Below are 16,771 nucleotides of genomic sequence, written 5' to 3'. Positions count from 1 at the left end.
GTTCCATGCAAGACGACATGAGTACGATTCAGGACGTGGCCCGTCATGCGGCCGTTTCGGTCAGCACGGTTTCGAACGTGCTCAACGGCCGTACCGATCAGATGAAGCCGGAAACGCTCGAACGCGTGAAGGCCGCGATGGACGCGCTGCGGTACCGGCCGAGCACGCTCGCGCGCCAGCTCAAGACGGGGCAGACGCCGCTCGTCGGGCTGCTGGTGCCGTCGATGGCGAACCCGATGTACGGCTACATCGCGCGCGAGGTCGAGGCCTGCGCGCAGGAACAGTACGGTCATCGCGTGCTGATCGGCAACACGTATCGCGACGCGCGCAAGGAGGCGTCGTTCTTCGACGATCTCTACGCGCATGGCGTGCGGCGCGTGATCGTGATCTCGTCGCTCGCCGACGAAAGTCACCTCGAGCGCGCGGCCGAACGCGGGATGACCGTCGTCAGCTACGACCGCCGCGCGACGCCCGGCGAGCCATCGAAGGTCGACCATGTGACGGCCGACAACGAGGCGGCCGCGCGGCTCGCGACGCGCCGCCTCGTCGAGGCGGGTCATACGCGGCTCGCGTTCGCGACGGTGGCCGGCATCACCGTGAGCCGCAGCGACAAGATCCGCGGCTTTCTCGCCGTGGCAGGCGAGGCGGGCGGCGCCACCCAGGCGCGCGTGCTCGACGGCGGCTCCGCCAACGAATACGGCGATTCGGTGATCGTCGATGTCGGGCGTGCGCTCGGCGTCGAGCTCGCGGCCGATCCCGCACGGCCGACCGGCATCGTCGCGGTCAACGACCTGTTCGCGCTCGGCCTGATGGCGGGGCTGCGCGACGGCGGGTTGCGGGTGCCGGACGATGTATCCGTCGTCGGGATGGACGGTCATTTCCTGTCGGCGATCTCGTGGCCGGCGCTGACCACGGTGCAATTGCCCGTTACCGAAATGGCCGGCGAGATGGTGCGGCGCGTGATGCGGCAGGAGGGCGACGCGCCGTCGGCCGCCGGGCAATGCGTGTTCGCGGACGTGACGCTCGTCGAGCGCGCGTCGGTGGCGCCGCCGCCGCATGCGGCCGGCACGAGCGGAGGCCGCGCATGACGCGCGTCTACGTCACGCATCCGGTCGGGATGATCGACCACTACTTCGGCGCCAGGGCGCTCGACGCGCTGCGCGCGATCGCGGATGTCGCCTGCAACCCGCACGATCGCGAACTCGACACGGACGAGCTGATTGCCGCCGCGCAGGGATGCGACGCGATCGTCGCGTACCGGCAGACCCCGGCACCGCGCGCGCTGTTCGCGGGGCTGCCGGCACTCGCCGCGTTCCTGCGTTGCGCGGTCGACATCCGCACGGTCGACGTCGCCGCGGCGAGCGCGTTCGGCGTGCTGGTCACGCAGGCGAGCCCCGGCTTCGGGCCGGCCGTCGCCGAATGGGTGGTCGGCGCGATGATCGACCTCGCGCGCGGGATCGGTGGCTACGCGGACGCGTACCATCGTGGCGCGCCGCCCGCGCCCCGGATGGGGCGCGAATTGCGCGGCAGCACGCTCGGCCTGATCGGCTACGGGCAGATCGCGCGCCATCTCGCACCGATCGCGACGGCGCTCGGCATGCGCGTGCTCGTCAGCGATCCGTACGTGCAGGTCGATGCGCGGCCGCTCGAACAGGTCGACTCCGCCACGTTGCTGCGCGACGCGGATTACGTCGTCTGCCTTGCCCCGGCCACGCCGGCCACCGCGAACCTGCTCGATGCGGCGGCATTCGCCGCGATGAAGCCGGGCGCGTGCTTCATCAATGCGTCCCGCGGCGAACTCGTCGACGAGCAGGCGCTGGCCGACGCGCTCGACGGCGGCCGGCTGGCAGGCTGCGCACTCGACGTCGGCCGCGCGGCGGACCAGATGCCGACGCCCGCGCTGGCCGCGCATCCGCGCGTCATCGCGACCCCGCACATCGGCGGGCTGACGCTGCCGGCGATCGAGCATCAGGCGCTGGAGACGGTCGACCAGCTCGCCGCGCTGCTCGACGGGCGCGTGCCGACCGGCGCCGTCAACGCGGCGCAGGCGACGCGGCTGGAGCGCTGGCGTTCGGCCGTCGCGTCTGCCGCACCGGGCGTGCGATGACGCACGACACGACGGGCAGTCGGCCGCCGAACCCGTGCGATTGCCATATCCATATCTACGACGATGCGTATCCGCTCGCGCCGACGGCGACCTTCCGTCCCCCACATGCGCCGGTGGACGCGTATCGGCGCATGCAACAGGCGCTCGGTCTCACGCGTGTGGTCGTCGTGCAGCCGACCGGCTATGGCTTCGACAACCGCTGCACGCTTGACGCATTGGCCGCGTTCGGCCCGCAGGCGCGCGGCGTCGCGACGGTGCCGGTCGACGTGCCGGACGCCGAGCTCGAGCGGCTGCACGCGGCCGGTATCCGCGGCGTGCGCTTCATGACGCTCGCAGGTGGCGTCGCGCGCTGGGACGAACTGGAACGCCTGGCCGCGCGGATCGCGCCGCTCGGCTGGCACGTCGACGTGCAGCTCGACGGCCGGACGCTGCCGGACGTCGGGTCGATGCTGGCGTCGTTACCGGCGCGTGTCGTGATCGATCACACGGGCAAGTTCCTGACGCCGGTTGAAACGGAGGCGCCGGCGTTCGTCGCGTTGCGGCGCCTGCTCGATCGCGGCCACGTGTGGGTGAAGCTGTCCGCGCCTTACGAAACGTCGCAGTCCGGTGCGCCCGGTTACGGCGACGTCGCGCGCCTCGCCGCGGTGCTCGCGCGCGAGCACGCGGCGCGTTGCGTGTGGGGCAGCAACTGGCCGCACCCGAATGCGTCGCCAGTGCCCGACGATGCAAACCTGCTGGGCTGGCTGTACGCCTGTGCCGCGGACGACGCGGCGGCCCGTACGATTCTCGTCGACAATCCGGCGGCGCTCTACGGGTTCGATGCGCGCACCTCGCCCGACGCCGCGACGTAGCTGCCGGTCGACCGGCCGGCCGCAGGCTGCGGGACGATGCCAAGCAATCCTGACCGGGCACGGGCGCTTGCCGTGCCGGCAACATGCTTACGGTGTTGAAAGTTGACGTGCGGTGCACGCTTTCGATCGGGAAAGCCACGGGCCATGCCGACCGCTTGACGCTGAATGCCGGTCGGCGCAGGATACGTTCGTGCATTTGGAGCGGGACGCGCCGGCCGCGCGGTTCCTGCACCCGCGACACGCAAAAGAACAACGATGAGCCTTTACGCCCTCGTACCGGAATACCGGCGCCGCATCCGTTCGCGCGCCGCGACGACGCTTCACCCGACGCCCGCCGCGTCACGTATCCGTCATCCCGTTTCGTACCGCACGTCGGTACACTTTCCCGTCCGCGCACGGGCCGCGACGATGAACGGCGCCGGTTCGGCCTGCCGCATCGCTCCGTCGCACGCCGCCCCCGATCACCGCATTCCGAACGGCGCCTACACCGGCGTCTCGTGACGTCCGCACGCGCCCATCCTTGCATTGCGCCGCCGGCTTGCCTGTCTGCCGGGCGGCACCGGAGTCCGAAGCATTTCGATTGAGCTTGAAAAAGCACACGTACGCAGTTCGGTTCGAGGTTCCAGGAGAAAAACTCATGTCGCAGCTTTCGAATGAAGCAAACGGCAGTTCGGGGAGTGGCAAGGTCAAGCTGATCAAGTGGGCGATCATCGTCGCCGGCGTCGCGATCGCGGCACCGGCCGCGCTGTTCATCCTGAAGGGGGTGATCGCGCTGGTCACGGCGGGCGTGATCGGTCTCGGCGCGATTTATCTGGCGCCGGTCGTCGCGATGAAGCTCGCGAACCAGAAGGTGAAGATGATCGTCGAGGAGGCGCAGTCGAATCCGATCGAGACGCTGATCAACCAGCTCGCGGAAAAGCGCCAGGACGCGCAGAAGTTCGCGGACAGCATCACCGCGTTTCGTACCGAGGTGAAGAACTTCGAGGGCAAGACGGAACTGTTCGAGAAGCAGTACCCGGACGACGCGCCACGCTTTCGCGCGCAGCTCGACACGATGAAGCAGCTGCTCGCGTTTCGCGAGGGCCGCTACAAGCAGGTGCAGGTCGAACTGAAGAATTTCGCGGCGGCGATCGACCGCGCGAAGGCGATGTGGGACATGTCGCAGGCGGCGCAGAAGATGAACAAGCTCGCGGGCCGGCAGGCGTCCGATACGTTCGAGCAGATCAAGACCGACGTGGCCGTCGATTCGGTGATGCGCTCGGTCAACAAGGCGTTCTCCGAGATGGAGACGTCGCTGATGGATAACCCCGAGGTCAAGCAGGCGCAGCAGCAGGCGGTGCTGAACGGCGGCCGCGCGCCCGGACTCGATGCGGCGAACCCCGCGCAGTTGCCGTCCAAACAACAATAATTTCCCGCAGGCCCTCAACCATGAAAAAACTTCTTGGCGCAATCGCGTTTCTGGTCGTGCTCGTCGGCGTATGGATCGTGCATCAGGGCGGCCTGTCGACGCTGATTCCCGCGCATGACGCGGCATCGTCCTCGACATCCGCCCAAAATGTCGACACCGGGCAGTCCGCGCAGACACCGCCGTCGGCGAACGTGCTGCCGGCCGGCTTCACGCCGCAGGCCAGCACGCTGAAATCGATTGCCGAGAACGGCATCGTGCGAATCTCGGTGCAGAACCCGAGCGAGCCGTTCTTCGGCGAGGACAAGGGGGCACCGCACGGCTTCAACGTCGAATTCGCGCGGCTGCTGTTCGCGGATCCGTCGTTCTCGCGCGGCGGCAAGCCGGTCGTCGTCGATACGCGTCACGAGGTCGACACGTACCCGGGTGTGCCGAAGCAACTGCTCGATACCGACGCGAAGGGGAACCACGTGGTCGACGTCGCGATGGACGGGCTGACGTTCCCGGACAACTCGCCGGCCGGCGTCGTTTATTCAGTGCCGTACGTCGACGATTTCGGCTATTCGCTGATCGTGCGGCAAGGCTCGGCGATCCGCTCGACCGACGATCTCGTCGGCAAGACGGTCGGCATCCTGAAGGGCGACCCCGACGTGCGCGCGTTCGTCACGCGCCAGTATCCGAACGTGCACTTCGTCGAGGTCGACGATTCCGATCCGGCGTTCATCGCGAAGAGCATCGACGGCCGCACGGTCGACGCGTTCATCTACGACTATCCGTTCGCGGTCAGCTCGATCAGGAATACCGACCTGAAATTCGCGGTGACCAAGCTCGACGGCTCGAGCATCGCGTACAAGATCGGCGTGCGCGCCGACGACCAGGATCTGCTGATCTACCTGAACGCCGCGATCGCGAAGCTCAAGCAGTCGCCGCAGTATCTCGACCTGTTGCGCAAATACTTCGTCAGCGACCAGACGGTGACGACCGCGGCCGCATCGGGCGAACATACGTACGTGGTGAAGGCGGGCGACACGCTGAACATGATCGCGGCGAGCAAGCTCGGCAGCGGCCAGCGCTATCGCGAGATCCAGCGCCGCAACAACCTTGCCAATCCGAACCTGATCCTGGCGGGCCAGCATCTCGTGATTCCGGTCCGGTAACGATGGCGTGACGTGAACGCGGGCGGGTGAAGGGACGTAAACGAGCGCGGCCCGGCGGAGGTGATCCGCCGGGCCGCGCGTTTTCGGGCGTCAGTGAGTGATCGACAGGAACAGGTACGCGGCGAACAGCGCGAGGTGAACGACGCCGTGCAGCACCGTCGTGCGCCCCTGGCTGAGCGTGAGCGTGCTGACCAGCAAGGTGAGCGCGAGCAGCACGGTTTCCATCGGCCCGATGCCGAGCGTGAGCGGCTGGCCGACCCAGATGAACACGGCCGCGACGGTCGGGATCGTGAGCCCGATGCTCGCGAGCGCCGAACCGAGCGCGAGGTTCATGCTGGTCTGCAGGCGGTTCGCGCGCGCGGCGGTGACGGCCGCGAGCCCTTCCGGCAGCAGCACGAGCGCGGCGATCACGATGCCGACCGCGGCCTCGGGCGCACCGAGCTTCATGACCGCATGCTCGACGGCCGGCGACAGCAGCTTCGCGAGCAGCACGACCGCGACGAGGCTCGCGAACAGCAGGATCATGCTGGTCACCGCGGTGCGGTTGCTCGGCGCTGCCGCGTGCACCGCCTCGTTCGCGCTGTCGTGCGCGGCGAGGAAGTAGTCGCGGTGGCGTACGGTCTGCACGAACACGAACGCGCCGTACAGCACGAGCGACGCGACGCCGGCGAACGCGAGCTGCGATTTCGAGAAGAACGGGCCCGGTGCGGCGTTCAGGTAGTTCGGCATCACGAGCGACAGCACCGACAGCGACGCGAGTACCGCGAGCGCCTTGCTCGCGCCGCGCCCCTGGAAGTCCTGCTCGCCGTGCTTCCATGCGCCGACCAGCAGGCAGATGCCGACGATGCCGTTGCAGATGATCATCACGGCGGCGAACACGGTATCGCGTGCGAGGCCCGATTTCTCGGGGCCCGCGCCGAGCATCACCGACACGATCAGCGCGACCTCGATGACGGTCACGGCGACCGCGAGCACGAGCGTGCCGAACGGCTCGCCGACGCGATGCGCGACGACTTCCGCATGATGGACGGCGGCGAACACGGCGCCGGCGAGCGCGGCGGCGAGCACCGCGATGACGAGGCCTTCGGCCGGCACGACGCGCGACAGCGCGAGTACCAGCCAGGCGGCAAGCGGGGCCAAGAGGGTCCAGCGCGGGAGCTGGTTGGACGAGAGCGGCATGGAGGGTTTCCTGGTGCGAGTGGCGGCGCGCGACGCGCCGTCACGGGTTGACGAAGCCCGGCCGTACTATCCGCCGAACGAGGACGATGAAACCGAAGGGGGGCAGTGCGCAATGCGCTGCCCTGGGTTCGCCGCGGTGAGGCGGCGAGGGGCGCGGGCGGGCCGAAGCCCGTCGCTGGATGAAACGGTTCAAGGCGGCCGGCCGCGGACGGCGAGGCGAGTCCACGGGACGACGCGCGGGCCGTAGGCCCGGTTCCGACCCCGCAAGGGTGGCCGGCGATGGACGGCGGTGGCGGCGTGACACGCGGTTTCCCCCTGAAATCCGGCGGTTTGTCGAATTTTATCAGGCGTTCCGGGGTCACTATCTCATATTCGAACCCTTACGTTGACCTTTCGGTTCACAAAAAGTGCCCCGATCTTTCGATTTTTTATCTTTGCAGTCTCCGTAACGGTCTCTTGCACGACACATTCGGGCACGCCCTGACATAAATCTACCGACCGGTCGGTTTATAATCGCTCGCACCTCCACTTCATGACGGATCGCAAGCGATGGCTGTTTCCTCTGCACAATCGGTGAACTCGGGCGCGCTGGCGCCGTCGGCCGTCGTCGGCGTGATCGGCGCCGGCGCGATGGGGGCGGGCATCGCGCAGGTCGCGGCCGCGGCCGGTCACACGGTGCTGCTGTACGACCTGAGCGACGCAGCCTGCGACAAGGCGCTCGCCGGCATCCGCGCACAGTTCGCGCGACTCGCGGAGAAAGGCCGGCTCGAACCGGCGGACGCCGATGCGGCGGGCAACCGGATCCGTCCGGTGCGCGCGCTGGCCGACTTCGCGGGCGCAGCGCTGGTGGTCGAGGCGGCGGCCGAGCGGCTCGACGTGAAGCGCGAGATCTTCGCGACGCTCGAACGCCATGTCGACGACGCCTGCATGCTGGCGACCAACACGTCGTCCATTTCGATCACGTCGATCGCGGCCGGGCTGCGCGTGCCGCGGCGCGTCGCCGGCCTGCATTTCTTCAATCCGGCGCCGCTGATGGCGCTCGTCGAAGTGGTCAGCGGGCTGGCGACCGCTGCCGATGTGGCGCAAGTGCTCTACGCGACTGCCGCCGCGTGGGGCAAGCGGCCCGTGATGGCGAAATCGACGCCCGGTTTCATCGTGAACCGCGTCGCGCGGCCGTATTACGCGGAGGCGCTGCGCGTGCTGAACGAGCAGGGCGGCGCACCGGCCTCGATCGACGCGGTGATGCGCGAGGCCGGCGGTTTCCGGATGGGGCCGTTCGAGCTGATGGACCTGATCGGCCACGACGTGAACTTCGCGGTCACCGAATCGGTGTTCCGCGCGTACTTCAACGATCCGCGCTACACGCCGTCGCTGATCCAGCAGGAACTCGTGAACGCGGGCTTCCTCGGGCGCAAGTCGGGGCGCGGCTTCTATTCGTATGCGGATGGGGCGACGCCGCCCGCGCCCGATCTCGAACCGCCGCGCGCCGCGCCGGCCGACGTCGTGCTGTTCGCGCAGGACGGCCCGGCCGCCGTGTTGCATGCGCGCTTCGCCGAACGCATCCCGGGTGCCCGGCAGGCGGGCATGCAGCAGGACGACCTGCTCGCGACGGCCGGCCGCGCGTCGATCGCGCTGACCGACGGCCGCACCGCCACCGCGCGCGCCGCGCAGACGGGCGTGGCCGATCTCGTGCTCGTCGACCTCGCGCGCGATTACGCGCAGGCCGGGCTCGTCGCGCTGACGCGCGCGCTCCAGTGCGGCGACGCGGCCTATGCGGATGCGGTAGGCCTGTTCCAGCAGGCGGGCTTTCGCGTCGTCGGCGTCGCCGACGTGCCGGGGATGGTCGCGATGCGTACCGTCGCGATGCTCGCGAACGAGGCGGCCGACACGGTGAACCAGGGCGTGTGCTCGCCCGCCGATCTCGATCTCGCGATGGAAAAGGGCGTGAACTACCCGTGCGGCCCGCTCGCGTGGGCCGATGCGATCGGCATCGGCCGCGTGTTTCGCGTGCTGTCGAACCTGGCGGCGAGCTACGGCGAGGACCGTTATCGCGTGTCGCCGCGCATCGCCGCGCTGCACGCGGCCGGCCGGACGTTCCGGTCGTGATCGTCTTGCCATTTCGAACACGATAACGACATCACTCCATTGGAGGAGCACCCCGATGACTCACCCGACGCATCCCGCCGCCGCCCTCGAACCGATCGAGACCGCCAGCCGCGACGAACTGCAGGCGCTGCAGCTCGAGCGCCTCAAGTGGTCGCTGCGCCACGCGTACGACAACGTCCCGCACTATCGCCGCACATTCGACGCGGCCGGCGTGCATCCGGACGACCTGAAGTCGCTCGCCGATCTCGCGAAATTCCCGTTCTCGACCAAGAACGACCTGCGCGACAACTATCCGTTCGGGCTCTTCGCGGTGCCGCGCGAGCAGGTCGTGCGCGTCCATGCATCGAGCGGCACGACCGGCAAGCCGACGGTGGTCGGCTACACCGCGCGCGACATCGACACCTGGGCGAACGTGACCGCGCGCTCGATCCGCGCGGCCGGCGGCCGCCCGGGCGACACGCTGCACAACGCGTTCGGCTATGGCCTGTTCACGGGCGGTCTCGGGATTCACTACGGTGCCGAGCGGCTCGGCTGCATGGTCGTGCCGATGTCGGGCGGACAGACCGAGAAGCAGGTGCAGCTGATCCGCGATTTCGAGCCGAGGATCATCCTCGTCACGCCGTCGTACATGCTGAACCTGATCGACGAGATGGTGCGGCAGGGGATGGACCCGGCCGAATCGTCGCTGAAGATCGGCATCTTCGGCGCCGAGCCGTGGACGCAGGCGCTGCGCGAGGAGGTCGAAACGCGCGTGGGCATCGACGCGCTCGATATCTACGGGCTGTCGGAAGTGATGGGCCCGGGTGTCGCGTGCGAATGCGTCGAGACGAAGGACGGCCCGGTGATCTGGGAAGACCATTTCTATCCGGAGATCATCGATCCCGTCACGGGCGAAGTGCTGCCCGACGGCAGCCAGGGCGAGCTCGTCTTCACGTCGCTGACGAAGGAGGCGATGCCGGTGATCCGCTACCGCACGCGCGACCTCACCGCGCTGCTGCCGCCGACCGCGCGCGCGATGCGCCGTCTCGCGAAGATCACGGGTCGCTCCGACGACATGCTGATCGTGCGCGGCGTGAACGTGTTCCCGAGCCAGATCGAGGAGATCGTCGTCGCGCTGCCGCAGCTGTCGGGCCAGTTCCAGATCACGCTGTCGCGCGACGGTCACATGGACCGGCTCGACCTCGCGGTCGAGCTGCGCTCCGAGGTGGCGGCGTCCGTCACCGACGGCGATCGCGCGGCGCTTGCGCGCGAGCTGCAGCACCGGATCAAGACGATGGTCGGCGTGTCGTCCGGCGTGACGGTGCTGGCGGCCGGCGGCATTCCCGCCACCGCGACCGGCAAGGCGCGTCGCGTGATCGATCGTCGCCAGGCCGCCTGATGCCGATATTTGCCGTTCACCCCGAGGAAACCTGTTCGATGGATGGATTGAAGACCCTGGCCGTCACGGTCGATGCGCGCGGCATCGCGACCGTCGCGCTGCAGCGCGGCGACGTGCTCAACGCGTTCGACGAGACGATGATCGCCGAGCTGACCGATGCGTTCACGGCGCTCGGCCGGCGCGATGACGTACGCGCGATCGTGCTGCGTTCGGACGGCCGCGCATTTTGCGCGGGCGCCGACCTGCAGTGGATGCAGCGGGCGAGCGCGAACGACGCGGCCGCGAACCTGCGCGATGCCGAGCGGTTCGCCGCGATGATGCGCGCGATCCGGCAGTGCCCGAAACCGACGCTCGCACGCGTGCAGGGCCACGCGTTCGGCGGCGGCGTCGGCCTGTGCGCGGCCTGCGATATCGTGATTGCGAGCGACCACGCGCGCTTTTCGGTCAGCGAGGCGCGCTTCGGGATCCTGCCGGCCGTGATCGGCCCGTATCTGGTCGAGGCGGTCGGCCAGCGCCAGGCGCGCCGGCTCGCGTTGACCGCGACGCAGCTCGCCGCCGCCGAAGCCGTCGCGATCGGCCTGATCCACCAAGCCGTGCCGCTCGATGCGCTCGACGAAACGCTCGACCGCACGCTCGCCGAACTGGGCCGCAACGGCCCGCACGCGCTGATGGAGATCAAGCGCTTCTTCGACGCGATCGGCGAGTATCCGCCGTCGGACGAGCGTGCGGCATTCACCGCGCAGACGATTTCCCGCGTGCGGGCGACGCCGGAAGCGAAGGAGGGCTTCGCCGCGTTCTTCGCGAAGCGGCCGCCGGCCTGGGAGGCGGGCGCCGAGTAAGGCGGCGCGACCCCGATCGGCGGCGAAACGGGCCGGTCCGCGAATTGCGTCTCGGGCGCGGGCGCTTGCTCTACAATGCGTGACCCCCGGCGCGCTGCCGGCCCAGCCCCGACCGATGCTTCGCACGATGATCGTCAACCGCCTTATCTCCGAGATCCTGTTCGGCTTCACCGGCCTGATCGGCATCATCAATCCGATCGGCATCGCGTTCCTGTTTCTCGAACGGACCGAGGCGCTCACCGAGCACGAGCGCGACCTGCTCGCGAGAAAGGTCGCGTTCAACTCGTTCGTCGTGCTGCTGGTCGCGTTCTTCGCCGGCACGCCGGTGCTGCATTTCTTCGGCATCTCGATGGAAGCGCTGCGGATCGGCGGCGGCTTCGCGGTTGCGGTGGCCGGCTGGCAGATGCTGAACGAGCCCGACGGGCCTGGCGGCCCGGGCGGCGGCGACACGCCGGTCAAGCCGATCGACGCGAACGCGATCATGACGCGCGCGTTCTTCCCGCTGACCGTGCCGCTGACGGTCGGCCCCGGCTCGATCGCCACCGCGATCGCGCTGAACGCGAACCGCACGCACAAGCTGTCGGAGTTCATGCTGTCGAGCATCGTGTCGATCGCCGTCTCCGTGCTCGTCGCGGTCGTGATCTGGCAGGTCTATAGCCGCTCCGCGCTGCTCGCGCGCTACCTCGGCAGCGAAGGGACCAAGGTCGCGAAGCGCGTGTCGGCGTTCCTGCTGCTGTGCATCGGCGTACAGATCATGCTGACCGGCTTCTCCGCGTTCCTGCAGCCGATCGCCGACCAGGCCAAGTAACCGGATCGTCCCGGTTCATCCTTTCACGCAGCCTGCACGCGTGCGCGTGCCGTACGCGTTCGCGCGGTGCGGGATACCATGCGACGTCCGGCGGATGCGCGACGCGCATGTCGCCGCAATCCCAACTTGAGTGGCGAGGCGTGCAATGGAATACGTGAAATTCGGGTCGACCGGGCTGGACGTGTCGAAGCTGGTGCTGGGTTGCATGACGTTCGGCGAGCCGCTGCGCGGCACGCACCCATGGACGCTGCCGGAAGCGGAAAGCCGGCCGATCATCCAGCGGGCGGTCGAAGCCGGCATCAACTTCTTCGACACCGCGAACATGTACTCGGACGGCACGTCGGAGGAGATCGTCGGCCGTGCGCTGCGCGATTTCACGAAGCGCGACGACGTCGTGATCGCGACCAAGGTGTTCTACCGGATGCGCCCGGGGCCGAACGGCGCCGGCCTGTCGCGCAAGGCGATCATGACGGACATCGACCAGAGCCTGAAGCGGCTCGGCACCGACTACGTCGATCTTTACCAGATCCACCGCTGGGACTACGGCACGCCGATCGAGGAGACGCTCGAGGCACTGCACGACGTCGTGAAGGCCGGCAAGGCACGCTATATCGGCGCATCGTCGATGTTCGCGTGGCAGTTCGCGAAGGCGCTGCACATGTCGAAACAGAACGGCTGGACCCGCTTCGTCAGCATGCAGAACCACCTGAACCTGCTGTATCGGGAAGAGGAGCGCGAAATGCTGCCGCTGTGCGAGGACGAAGGCATCGCGGTGATTCCGTGGAGCCCGCTCGCACGCGGCCGGCTGACGCGCAGCTGGGACGAATCGTCGGAACGGCAGCGGAAGGACGACGTCGGCCAGCGGCTGTACGACGCGACGATCGAGGCGGACAAGGCGATCGTCGACGCCGTTGCGGCGATCGCCGCCGCGCGCAACGTGCCGCGGGCGCAGGTCGCGCTGGCGTGGGTGGCCCAGAAGCGCGGCGTGACCGCGCCGATCGTCGGCATCTCGAAGCCGCAGCAACTGGACGACGCACTCGGCGCGCTCGAGTTGAAGCTGACCGACGACGAAATCGCCACGCTCGAGCGCCCGTACGTGCCGCACGCGGTCGCCGGGTTCAACTGACCGAGCGGCCCCGCTGGCGCCGCCGCGCACCGCGTTCAGCGCGCGGCGGCGAGCATCGGGTAGGTGAACAGGCCGAAGTGGACGACGTTCAGCCCCGCATGCGCGATGGCGGCTGCGAGCAGGCCGCCGCGCCGCCACGCGAGGCCGTAGCCGGCGCCGGCCAGCGTGCCGAGCACGATCCATTGCCAGCCGCCGGCCGCGTGCGCGGCGCCGAACAGCACGGCGCCGGTCGCGAGCGCGGCCCACGGGCCCCACGAGAACGCGCGGAGCGTGCGCGTCAGCCCGCCTTGCACGTAGCCGCGGAACAGCGCTTCCTCGGCCAGCGTCACGAGCAACAGGTTGTTCACGAGCCACAGCCAGCCCGACGCCGGCCACTTGGGCGCCCAGCCGACCATGCCGAACGCGAGCGCGCCGGCCAGGCACGCGGCGGCCGTCGCGACGGCCGCCATCGCGCCGGTGCGCAGCGCGCGCGGCAGGGCGACGTCGGGCGCGACCCACGGCAGTGCCCACAGCAGCCACAGGCCGACCAGCGGCTTGTCGAGATTCAGGTACATCGTGAACGGCACGGCGTCCGGCGTGAAGCGCGTCGGGCCGATCACGAGCGGATTGTGGAACCCGGGGATCAGGTGCAGGCTCAGCGCGATCGCCAGCGCGGCAAACACGGCGTGCGCGGCGATCCGCACCGCGCGCGGGCGTGCGGGCAGCACGCCCCACGCGGCCGCGGCCAGCAGCGCGAGCGGCGCCAGCGCGAGCGCCCCGAGCTTGCCGAACGCCAGCGCGACGGCATAGCCGAACGTCGCCAGGATGATGCTCAGGCCGTGCAGCGGACGATGCCAGGCGAATGCGGCGGCCGCGAACAGGGCGAGCCAGATCGTGGCACACGGAAGGAGCGAAAGGGACATGACGGGACAGGCTTGGGTCGGACGAGACGCCGCGCATCATACAGCAGCCGTCGCGACTGCCGCCGGCGCGCGACGAACGGGTGGAGCCGGCAGCGGGCCGGGCGTCAGCGGCCGGCGGTCTCGGTGACGCCGTTGCGGCCCGGGATGTCGACGCTGTTGCGCACGCGCATTCGCCGCCGGTACCAGAACGTCCACGCCAGCAGACAGCCGAACACGGTGTAGCCGACGATCGGCGACACGACGAGCACGCGCTCGACCGGCCAGGTCATCACCATCCAGCAGCGCAGCAGCATTTCCAGCGTCATGACGCCGCCCCACACGAACGTCATCCGCCGCAGCATCTGCCGTAGCCCCGGCTGCGCGGCCCAGACCGCTTCGAAATGTGCGGCGCCGCCGTCCATCTCGCGGGCCACGGTCGCGCGGGCGAGATAGAAGATCAACGGGCGTGTGCGGAACAGCGACAGCAGGAACACGACGCCGATCGTACCCGACGCGAGCGATTCGCGCATCAGCAGCGTGCGCGGGCTGCCGCCGAGCGCCATCCCGATGATCGACAGCGCGATGCCGAGCAGCACGATGGCCGCCACCGCGTCGACGCGGCGCGAGCGGACGAATTCGACGATCGACCAGACGATCGGCGGGACTGCCGACGCGTACAGCGCGCCGGTTTCGCCGAAATGCGGTTGCGCGACCCGGTAGGCCACCCACGGCAGCACGAGGTTGACGAAGAGTTCGAGTATCAGTCCGGCTCGCGGTTTCACGGTGCGCCATTCCACGCAGGTTGGGGCGAACGCGCGACGGACGGGGTGGCCCGCGGTTGCCCCGAAAAGGGTTCGGTCCAGTATATCGAAGAATCGTGCGCGGCTGCGGCGCCGCAATCGCCGTCTGCCGCGTCCGGTCGCGTCACGCGTTGGCGACCGACGGCAGCGTGATCGTGACCGCGGTGCCTTGCAACACGGCGCTTTCCACCTGGATCGTGCCGCCATGCCGCTCGACGACGGCCTTGACGAACGCCATGCCGAGCCCGACGCCGCTGGTTTCCGGTTGTCCGGCGGTGCGAAAGCGCCGGTAACGCTCGAACAGCCGCGTCTGGTCCGCGCTGCTGATTCCGCATCCGCTGTCGCGGATCGTGCAGCGTACCGTCTTGCCGTCGGCGCCCGGCTCGACCCGGCATTCGACGCTCGTCAGCGACGCGCTGTACTTGATCGCGTTGTCCAGCAGGTTGATCAGCGCGCGCGACAGCAGGGCCGGGTCGCCCGGCACGACCGTATCGTCGCGTCGGGGCACGTCGTCGATCGACATGTGCTTGCGGTGCGCGAGCGGCCACACCGCGTCGCGGGCCTCGTTCATCAGGTCGGCGAGATTGACCGGCACGTGTTCGTATTCGCCGGCCTCGGCACGCGACAGCTGTGCGAAACCGTCGGCCATCGCCAGCGTGTGCCGCGCGATCCTGGCGATCCTCGCGAACTGCTGCTTCGTCCGTGCATCGCGCGCGTGGTCTTCCTGCGCGTCGATCAGGATGATCAGCGACGTCAGCGGCGCGCGCATGTCGTGCGAGAACAGCGTCAGCATGTCGTTGCGCTGGCGCTCGAGCATGTCGCGGCGGACATACGCGTGGCGCAACGTCTCCAGCGCTTCGTGGATGCGGGCGATCTCGGGCCCGATGCCGCGCGGCATCGCGACGTGCGCCGTATCGCCGTCGCTGAGCGCGACGATCCGGCGGCCGAGCGCATCGAGCGGTTTCGACAGCAGCCGCTGCGTGCCGCGCGCGAGCGAGATCAGGATCGCGACGCTGAGCGCGGTCGCGAGCGCCGATATCGCGACCTTGATCCGGGCCGTGTCGCGGTCCGAAACGGCCTGACGCCGGGCGACGTCGATGACGTGGTCGCGCAGCAGTTCGCATGGCCGGAAATACGGGACGATCGTCCTCGAGAAGTCGGCGGCGCTCATCGCATAAGTGCCGGTCCGGCCGCTCGCGACGATCGTGTCGACGAGCGGGAGCAGGTGAGTGTCGAACGCCGCGTCGAGCTGCGCGTACTCGCGCGCGACGTCGGCATCGTCGAGCTGTGCGCCGATCGCGCCGTCGATCAGGGCGCGCAATTGCTCGATGCGCCCGCGCATCAGCATGATGTCCGCGAACTGCGCGCGATCGAGCGCCTGTCGTTTGAACATCGGCGCGATGAGCACGGAGCCCGTGCGGCCCGCGTATTCCCGGAGATCGCTCAGGAGCCGCGCCAGCAGGATCGCGCCCGACGTGCGCGGATCGCGCATCGCCGTGTCGGCCATCGCGCCGTCGATCAGCCGCGACACGGTGTCGACGACACGGAACAGGCGCGCCTGCGCGTGCTGGATATCGCGAACGGTGCGTGACGCGAGCGGTCGGGCGGCGAGCGCGTCGACTTCCGCGCGCGCATCGGCGAGCGTGATCCAGATGGCGTCGAGTGCGTGCAGCAGGTTGCCGCGCTCGCGGTCGTCGAGCGCGGCCGCCTGCCCGATGGCGGTGCGCAAGCGCGCGAGCGCCTGGTTGGAACGATCGCGGGCGGCGAGCAGGTTGCGCAGTTTCGTCGTGTCGTCGTTCTGCGGGCGCACCAGCAGGTCGTTCGTCGGGCCGCGCTCGGCCGAGAGCAGGTTGGCGGCGACCATCGTGCCGTGGATGAATTCGAAGCTTTGCAGGTCGGCGTTTTCCTGCCGGTATTGCCGGAAACTTCCCCAGATGATCGTGCCGCACAGCACGGCCAGCAGCGTGGTGACGAGCGCGAAGCCGATATGGGTCTTCTGCTGGATCGTCAGCGTTCGAACGTTGTTTGCGTGATCCCGATGGAACGAGAGGGTCATGACACACCATGTTTGCAAGCTATCCCGGGTAGGCCGTATTGTCGGCCTGTCGGCGCCGTTGCACCGTGAGGTTCAACA

14 protein-coding genes are annotated in these 16,771 nt (G+C 68.9%); 10 read left to right on the top strand and 4 right to left on the bottom strand.

Features of this window, described 5'->3' with window-relative positions; genetic code table 11:
• The first annotated feature begins 5 nt into the window (after positions 1-5).
• From HWX00_RS20705 to HWX00_RS20685, 5 genes are all read left to right on the top strand, one after another.
• Positions 6-1,088: a LacI family DNA-binding transcriptional regulator gene (locus HWX00_RS20705; RefSeq protein ID WP_175028116.1), complete on the top strand. Its 1,083-nt coding sequence runs from the start codon at positions 6-8 to the stop codon at positions 1,086-1,088.
• Entirely contained in the window at positions 1,085-2,107 is a 1,023-nt protein-coding gene (locus tag HWX00_RS20700) for an NAD(P)-dependent oxidoreductase (protein ID WP_175028115.1), read from the top strand. Before HWX00_RS20705 ends, HWX00_RS20700 begins: the two co-directional genes overlap by 4 nt.
• Positions 2,104-2,958 carry an amidohydrolase family protein gene (locus tag HWX00_RS20695; RefSeq protein WP_124608824.1) on the top strand — a complete coding sequence of 285 codons (855 nt, stop codon included), beginning with the start codon at positions 2,104-2,106 and terminating at the stop codon, positions 2,956-2,958. The genes HWX00_RS20700 and HWX00_RS20695 overlap by 4 nt, the downstream gene beginning before the upstream one ends.
• A 637-nt stretch (positions 2,959-3,595) precedes the next feature.
• Positions 3,596-4,366, top strand: a complete 771-nt coding sequence (locus HWX00_RS20690) for a hypothetical protein (RefSeq protein ID WP_034187872.1) — start codon at positions 3,596-3,598, stop codon at positions 4,364-4,366.
• A 20-nt stretch (positions 4,367-4,386) separates the two neighbouring features.
• Complete coding sequence (locus tag HWX00_RS20685) at positions 4,387-5,520, top strand: transporter substrate-binding and LysM peptidoglycan-binding domain-containing protein (RefSeq protein WP_034187871.1); 1,134 nt, start codon at positions 4,387-4,389, stop codon at positions 5,518-5,520.
• A 90-nt stretch (positions 5,521-5,610) separates the two neighbouring features.
• Here the strand turns inward: HWX00_RS20685 and HWX00_RS20680 are convergent, their stop codons facing one another.
• Positions 5,611-6,699 carry a calcium:cation antiporter gene (locus HWX00_RS20680; protein WP_034187870.1) on the bottom strand — a complete coding sequence of 363 codons (1,089 nt, stop codon included), beginning with the start codon at positions 6,697-6,699 and terminating at the stop codon, positions 5,611-5,613.
• A gap of 549 nt (positions 6,700-7,248) precedes the next feature.
• On the opposite strand from HWX00_RS20680, the gene HWX00_RS20675 reads away from it, so the two are divergent.
• The 5 genes from HWX00_RS20675 (at position 7,249) to HWX00_RS20655 (ending at position 12,956) form a co-directional block, all read left to right on the top strand.
• Complete coding sequence (locus HWX00_RS20675) at positions 7,249-8,805, top strand: 3-hydroxyacyl-CoA dehydrogenase (RefSeq protein ID WP_175028114.1); 1,557 nt, start codon at positions 7,249-7,251, stop codon at positions 8,803-8,805.
• Between the two features lie 55 nt (positions 8,806-8,860).
• Entirely contained in the window at positions 8,861-10,183 is a 1,323-nt protein-coding gene (gene paaK / locus HWX00_RS20670; protein ID WP_059556627.1) for a phenylacetate--CoA ligase PaaK, read from the top strand.
• A 38-nt stretch (positions 10,184-10,221) separates the two neighbouring features.
• Positions 10,222-11,022 carry an enoyl-CoA hydratase-related protein gene (locus HWX00_RS20665; RefSeq protein WP_049036087.1) on the top strand — a complete coding sequence of 267 codons (801 nt, stop codon included), beginning with the start codon at positions 10,222-10,224 and terminating at the stop codon, positions 11,020-11,022.
• Positions 11,023-11,149: 127 nt separating this feature from the next.
• Entirely contained in the window at positions 11,150-11,830 is a 681-nt protein-coding gene (locus HWX00_RS20660; RefSeq protein WP_034191227.1) for a MarC family protein, read from the top strand.
• A 145-nt stretch (positions 11,831-11,975) separates the two neighbouring features.
• The gene (locus HWX00_RS20655; RefSeq protein ID WP_059556625.1) at positions 11,976-12,956 is read left to right on the top strand and encodes an aldo/keto reductase; all 981 of its coding nucleotides are present in this window, start codon (positions 11,976-11,978) and stop codon (positions 12,954-12,956) included.
• 35 nt (positions 12,957-12,991) lie between these two features.
• On the opposite strand, the gene HWX00_RS20650 is transcribed toward HWX00_RS20655, so the two are convergent.
• The 3 genes from HWX00_RS20650 to HWX00_RS20640 all read right to left on the bottom strand — a co-directional run bounded on the left by HWX00_RS20650 (position 12,992) and on the right by HWX00_RS20640 (position 16,693).
• Positions 12,992-13,858: a CPBP family intramembrane glutamic endopeptidase gene (locus HWX00_RS20650; RefSeq protein ID WP_175868133.1), complete on the bottom strand. Its 867-nt coding sequence runs from the start codon at positions 13,856-13,858 to the stop codon at positions 12,992-12,994.
• Between the two features lie 104 nt (positions 13,859-13,962).
• Positions 13,963-14,619 (bottom strand): VC0807 family protein, encoded by a 657-nt coding sequence (locus HWX00_RS20645; protein ID WP_034191647.1) that lies wholly within the window; start codon positions 14,617-14,619, stop codon positions 13,963-13,965.
• A 142-nt stretch (positions 14,620-14,761) separates the two neighbouring features.
• Positions 14,762-16,693, bottom strand: a complete 1,932-nt coding sequence (locus HWX00_RS20640; RefSeq protein WP_175028569.1) for a sensor histidine kinase — start codon at positions 16,691-16,693, stop codon at positions 14,762-14,764.
• Positions 16,694-16,771: the final 78 nt, after the last annotated feature.

It is taken from the genome of Burkholderia seminalis DSM 23518, from assembly GCF_902832885.1.
Classification (GTDB): domain Bacteria; phylum Pseudomonadota; class Gammaproteobacteria; order Burkholderiales; family Burkholderiaceae; genus Burkholderia; species Burkholderia seminalis.
Note: the sequence above shows the minus strand (reverse complement) of the source record. Positions and strands in the feature narration are given on the sequence as shown.